The sequence below is a fragment of the uncultured Microscilla sp. genome, assembly GCF_947493425.1.
Taxonomy (GTDB): domain Bacteria; phylum Bacteroidota; class Bacteroidia; order Cytophagales; family Microscillaceae; genus Microscilla.
The window spans coordinates 1-6,336 of sequence record NZ_CANLRP010000280.1; the positions used below are offsets into that span (position 1 = coordinate 1).

Genomic DNA, 6,336 nt, shown 5'->3' on the forward strand with positions numbered 1-6,336 from the left:
TCTGTTCATTATTGCTAAATTTTGCTCACACAAAGATAATAATTAATTCCACATTTATTTATTGCCTGGTACACTAGCCTGCTGGAAGAACTGGCAGGTATTCTCAAAAAGTTATGGCATGATAATCAAATCAATAAAAAAACGATGGTGGTAAAGCGAGGCAATGACTCGTCTACCTGGAATATTACCGCTGGAGCCTGGAACAAAGCCCGTGATGCCTGGATGAATATGATCTATGCTATGGGGGCAGAGTTTGTGCTGGATACGATGTGTTTTGGTAAGGTGATGCGTTTGATAGCGGGTGACTTGTCGGCTTGGCATCGGGCCGCAGGCAGTGGGTTGGAGCCCAATACACAGGTATGGCAGCATTTGCCGTTGCCTTGGCAGGTGTTTGAAGGGGAAGCTACTTGCAATAAGTCCCTGGTAAAAAATGCGTGCCAACGCGCTGGACTCGACCCTGAATTGTCGGGCTGGATTGCCCCTCGTACAGTAGGAGTAGCAGAGTTTACACCTACGCCTGAGCTAGTACACGGAGTAAGTGTAGCAAATCCATTTTTGGCTACTTTGCTCAAAAAACAAGGAGCTTTTTCGGGCAAAAAGCTGAAGCCATTGAAGGTGAATTTAAATTGACCAATTAAAACACTGGCCATAAGGCGCTTAAAATTGAGCACTTTGTGGCTTTTGTATGCAATGCTCCAAACAGGGTGAAAAGTCAAACTTTTTGTACTCTAACGTAACAGTTGAAAAATAAAGTGATTCAAGTGAATACAATGTCCCCACTTTGCGGGGTTTGCAATTGGTGGGTGGGTAATGAATAAAATATTTAATTGCATAGCTGGAATTATTAGAAGCGTCTTATAGGCTAAGCATTACAATTTATTTTTTTGATTTGTATACTTCCAGGTATTCTTTGGCTTCTTGTAACAACTCTTCGGCTTCAGAGTTTTTGATGTTAAATTCTGCTTCTTTTGAGTTATTCACCTCAGACACAAGTTTATCGTCCTGGTAATAATACGCTTTCTCAATACTTCCTTTTTCTTTGTCTTTGGGAGCACTGCCATCATCTTCTATGGTCGCTATGGCTAGTTTACCATCTTTAAAATAAAACTCCTCAGTTCTTTTACTTATATTTTCGTGAGGGTAAGTTTTTACTCTTACTACTTGATTGTCAAGTACATAAAATTCTATTTTTGACCACTTTTGCTTTACTTTTTCTCTCAATTCCTTGGTCGAAACCTCGATAGGTTTTATCTCTTTTATTTTTGTCTCAATTTCACTACGCAAGTTATTATGAGCCGCTACTACCTTTTCTTTGTCTACAGTTGTATCGTTAGAAGTAGTAGTTTCTTTAGTATCTTTTGCTGTAGTATCTGTTTGTGTTGTATTTTCTTCTTTTGCTTGCTTTTTCTGGCCACAAGAAAATAACAACCCTGACGCCAATGCGCACATTAAAATCGTTTTTTTCATTTTTTTACTTTTGTATTTTCCTACTCGTATGGCTTTTCGGTTCTGCCCCGTTTGTTGAAAGGTTTCTGGTCTCCTTTGATTCAAGTATTCACTTTCTGCGGCCGAATATACAACATTATTAATTACGAATTGTTCAATTACGAATTACGAATGAAGGCGAAGCCACTATGGTCTACAGACTAAATTACGAATTACGAATGGATCAATTACGAATGAAGGCGAAGCCACTATGATCTACAGACTACCGACTAAATTACGAATGAGGGAATTACGAATGAGCGCAAAGCGATTACAGACTACTGACTAATATTCAATTACGAATAGTTCAATTACGAATTACGAATTACGAATGAGCGCAAAGCCACTATGATCTACAGACTACTAACTCCGGACTAATGGCTTTGCCCAATTCGTAATTCTCAAACTCGTAATTCCTAATGGGCGCAAAGCCACTATGGTCTACAGACTACTGACTCCGGACTAAATTACAAATGACCTTGCCACATTCGTAATTCGTAATTAAACAATTCGTAATTAGCTTACGCAGAGCTACCTGAGGTTGGTTCGTAATTGATTCATTCATAATTGATCCATGGGTACTGATATAGATTGTTTAATGTTTATGCTTGAGCGCAAAAATTAAAAAGCTAGTTTTGAATCATTTGGAGAACCGCAGCCCTTTAGGGCAAGCTCAGCGAAGCTAAACCTTCAACAAGTTCATAGACAATGTTGTATTTGAGGTTGCCTTGGGGTTCACTTAGAAGCTTTTGTTTTGAAAATTCGTATTTTGGCTTATAGATTTTGAGGACACAAATGAACATATACCAAACCATTTATATCGTAGGAGTGATACAGGGCTTGTACCTTGTAGCAATGCTGTTGTTTCATAATAGAGGGAACCAAGTGGCTAATCGCTGGTTAGCAGGCTTTGTGGGGAGCTTTACTTTGACTGCACTAGCGGGTTGGGTGTTTGAAAGTGGTGTATATGAACGTTACCCTTGGATGTTTACCAGCTTGACTGGAGTTTTGTTTTTGATGGGACCTATGCTTTATTTTTACACTTGTACGCTCATAGGTCAGCAAGCATTCAAGCCAAGAGGATGGCTACATTTTTTGCCCTTTGTGCTTTATACCACTTATATTGTGTACATCAATTTTTTGTTTAGTGATGCCGAAATAGTAGCCAACCTCAAATATTGGAATAAGGAACACACTGACGAACCCTTTGTTGGTACTATTCCCTGGATGCTCATCTTTAAAACTTTCCATGTGTTGATTTATACAGGAGTGGTGTTGGCGATGTTGCGAAAATTTACTCAAAAACTTAAAAATAACCTTGCTGCATTGGATAAAATAAACCTGGAATGGCTAAAAATACTGTTGTATGTTTATTCGGGGTGGGTGCTATTTGTATTAGGAATAATGTTTTTGGTGCATGTGGGAGGGTATTACCAACTATTTAATCACTCAGATTCGGTAGCTACAGTAGGCCTTATTGTGATCATTTTTTTAATTGGCTTTATGGGAATGCGCCAACCTGAGATAATCTCAGGGGAGTTGATAAATGAACAATCCAAAAAACTGAAAACCTCTGATAAATTGCAGAACTCCAAAAGTAAGTACCAAAAAACAGCCTTGTCTGCAATTCAAACCAAAACCTTGTATGAGAAATTACAACGTCAGGTAGAGACAGAAAAATTATATTTGGACAGTGACATTACCTTGGGCAAACTTGCTGAAAAAGTGGGATTACCTCCTCACCAACTTTCACAAGTAATCAATGAACAGTCTCACAGCAATTTTTATGATTTTATAAACAATTATCGGGTGCAAGAAGCCCAACGGCTTTTGCAAGATAAAAACAACGAACAGTATACCATTTTGTACATTGCTTATCAGGCAGGTTTTAAAAACAAAAATTCATTTAACCGAGCCTTCAAAAAAATGACCCAACTAACTCCTTCAACATACCGAACCATGAAACAAAATGAAAACATACCTAAAAAATAGTAAGATGTTAATTATCAATGATTTAAATTAATTACCTTATAAGGAGTGACAAAGTGGAAGTGTCTGATTAGAAGGAGAGGCGAATGTATAGGCAGGGGTGGGTAAGTTTGCAACATTAGTTCAATGATTGTTTTAATAAAACCATATAACCCCAATGAAAATAGCTCCTAAAAAAAATTGCTTGATGGTTGTTTTTTTCCTGCTAAATATCGTGGTTCAGGCCCAAACCACGGTGCTACAAAATGTACAGATAGTAGATGTACAATCAGGAAAAGTCAAGCCCCACCAAACCGTGATCATAGAAAAAGATCGCATCAAAAAAATTGGTAAAAACCTTAATATTCCTCGCAAAGCTCAGGTCATAAATGCCCAGGGCAAATATTTGATTCCAGGCTTGTGGGATATGCACGTGCATTTGTCTATGGTGGGTGAAACCTCTTTTCCTTTGTTTATTGCCAATGGGGTGACAGGTGTGCGTGATATGGGAGGAGATTATGCTAAACTAAAGCGTTGGAGAATTGAAGAAAAGACAGGCAAACGTTTGATGCCTGTGTTTAAAACCCCAGGCGCCATTCTTGAAAATGCCCTCTGGTATAATGCAGTCAAAGGAATTTTTGGTGAGGAGGAACTTAAAAAAGAGCGCATAGTGGTACATAACCCCAAACATGCCCATCAAATCATAGATTCAATCAAATCTATAGGAGTAGATTTTGTGAAAATGCGTAATGTGATAGATCGCAAAACCTTTTTTGCCATAGCCGATGCTTGCAAAAAACAGGGGTTAAAGTTGGTCGGACACTTGCCCGATCGCCAGGTAAGCATAGAAGAAGCTGTCAAGACTGGGTTTGTGGGACTGGAACATGCTTTTTTCTTTTCACTGATGAAAAAAACAAAGGAAGAACGCCAAAAAGTGTACACTACTATGAAACAATGCCAGGTTTATTATACTCCTACCTTGATGGCCGATGAAAACGCACACTTGACCCCAGTGGCCAAAACCAATGCTATAGTATATGATGAAGCCAACAAGGTAGATCCGCGTCGTCAATACATTCATCCAGAGATGATAGAATTTTGGAAGCTCAACCAGGAAATGTGGAAAGAATCTCCTCCCTCACCTTGGCACAAGTGGTTAGAGAAGTTTCACGCTTACAGCAAAGAAATGCATCAAAGTGGAGTGAAAATACTGGCGGGGGTTGATTTGCCTGTGCCTCCCATGTTGCCAGGGTGGAGCCTGCACCAGGAACTTGAGTTGTTGGTCAAAAAAATGGGTTTGTCGCCTTTAGAAGCTCTAAGAGCGGCTACTCTGAACGCAGCAGAGTTTATGGAGATTACCCAAGACTATGGGGCTGTAGTTGAAGGTAAAAAGGCCGATTTGGTGTTGTTGTCTGCCAACCCGTTAGAAAATATCAGCAATACTCAGAAAGTAACCTTGGTAATAAAAAATGGGAAAGTGTATGATGAAACTGCCCGTGAGCAAATGTTGACAGAAGTAGCCAGGCAAGTAAAGCAAAAAAAACAAACTTATGTGCCTCACAAACTTAATCGTTATTTGAAACAACGTGCGGCAAAAAAGAAGACTTTGGGTGAAAAATTTGCGCGGTCATTAGGCAGTACTTTGGGTAAAAAAGTAGCTCCTGAGCAAGTAGGTAAAGTTATTCGGGAAATCCACCAAGGGAAACATAAAATAGATGAAGCTCCATTACTGAAAATTGCCTATGGTTTGTTGCAGGCAGGTGAAATTGAAAAAGCAGGAATGTTGATGGAAGCCAATGCTAAAATGCGCCCACAATCTTATAGAGCTTACAAAGGCTTGGGTGATTTGCTGCTGGCTATGGGAAATAAGCAGAGAGCTGCAGTCTTTTATAAAAATGCCTTGAAGCTTAACAAACAAAGCAATGAAACAGAGAAGAAATATTACAAAAACCTGAAAAAAGTGCTAGGTAGACTGAAGCATTGATTGTTGATGGCAATCTTCTCTGGCTTAAGCCCTTAGATAGAAACTAGGGTGCATACTTCAATAGTCCACAGCATTTAGTCCATAGTCCATAGCTGATTCGAGTAAATGTTTGCCTTATTAAACCCTGTAAATCAGTAGTTTATACTAAAGTTGTTTACCCACTTTATTTTTAAAAGAGTTTCAGCTTTAGGTCTACGCCGTGCAATTAAATAGTTTTTAAAATCATAACCTACTGATAACCGAGCCTCCGGCGAGTCCTTAGATACCGATGTATATCGGTGCTCACCGAAGGTAATCAGTAGTCAACTTTGGCTAAAATCACTGCGGAGTATTGTACTTTGAACGGATAAAAAACCGATTTTGACTTGTCAATTTAAAGATCGCTTTACGCAACAATATTAACAATTTAACAATCAGCGAAGCGCAACAATAGAATCAACAGTTTTCGGTTATCCATGCCGTTAAGAGTATAATTACAGATTCACGCGAAGCGATTACGGTATACAAACTACTGACTTCGGACTAATATTCAATTACGAATTACGAATGGATCAATTACGAATGAAGGCGAAGCCACTATGGTCTACAGACTAAATTACGAATTACGAATTACGAATGGATCAATTACGAATGAAGGCGAAGCCACTACGGTCTACAGACTACTAACTATGGACTAATATTCAATTACGAATTACGAATGGATCAATTACGAATGAAGGCGAAGCCACTATGGTCTACAGACTACTAGCTCCGGACTAATGGCTTTGCCCAATTCGTAATTCTCAAACTCGTAATTCCTAATGAGCGCGAAGCCACTATGGTCTACCGACTTCCATCTACCAATTTCATAATCTACTGATAATCAGGAAGCTATTTTTTGTATTTGATAGCCCATTCTT

At 39.0% G+C, this 6,336-nt stretch carries 4 protein-coding genes; 3 read left to right on the top strand and 1 reads right to left on the bottom strand.

All coding sequences use genetic code 11. The annotated features are described in order from the left end of the window. Positions 1-144 precede the first annotated feature (144 nt). Positions 145-630: a hypothetical protein gene (locus Q0954_RS32275; protein WP_299465597.1), complete on the top strand. Its 486-nt coding sequence runs from the start codon at positions 145-147 to the stop codon at positions 628-630. Positions 631-876: 246 nt separating this feature from the next. Here the strand turns inward: Q0954_RS32275 and Q0954_RS32280 are convergent, their stop codons facing one another. After that, positions 877-1,467 carry a hypothetical protein gene (locus Q0954_RS32280; RefSeq protein ID WP_299465599.1) on the bottom strand — a complete coding sequence of 197 codons (591 nt, stop codon included), beginning with the start codon at positions 1,465-1,467 and terminating at the stop codon, positions 877-879. A gap of 813 nt (positions 1,468-2,280) precedes the next feature. Here Q0954_RS32280 and Q0954_RS32285 point away from each other — a divergent pair. Then, positions 2,281-3,477 (top strand): AraC family transcriptional regulator, encoded by a 1,197-nt coding sequence (locus Q0954_RS32285; RefSeq protein ID WP_299465602.1) that lies wholly within the window; start codon positions 2,281-2,283, stop codon positions 3,475-3,477. 154 nt (positions 3,478-3,631) lie between these two features. After that, positions 3,632-5,437, top strand: coding sequence for an amidohydrolase family protein (locus Q0954_RS32290; RefSeq protein ID WP_299465605.1), 1,806 nt, complete (start codon positions 3,632-3,634; stop codon positions 5,435-5,437). The last annotated feature ends 899 nt before the right edge of the window (positions 5,438-6,336 follow it).

Coding starts and splice junctions, on each gene's coding strand:
- Q0954_RS32280 (WP_299465599.1), bottom strand. CDS start 1,467: ATGAAAAAAACGATTTTAATGTGCGCATTGGCGTCAGGGTTGTTATTT.
- Q0954_RS32290 (WP_299465605.1), top strand. CDS start 3,632: ATGAAAATAGCTCCTAAAAAAAATTGCTTGATGGTTGTTTTTTTCCTG.
- Q0954_RS32285 (WP_299465602.1), top strand. CDS start 2,281: ATGAACATATACCAAACCATTTATATCGTAGGAGTGATACAGGGCTTG.
- Q0954_RS32275 (WP_299465597.1), top strand. CDS start 145: ATGGTGGTAAAGCGAGGCAATGACTCGTCTACCTGGAATATTACCGCT.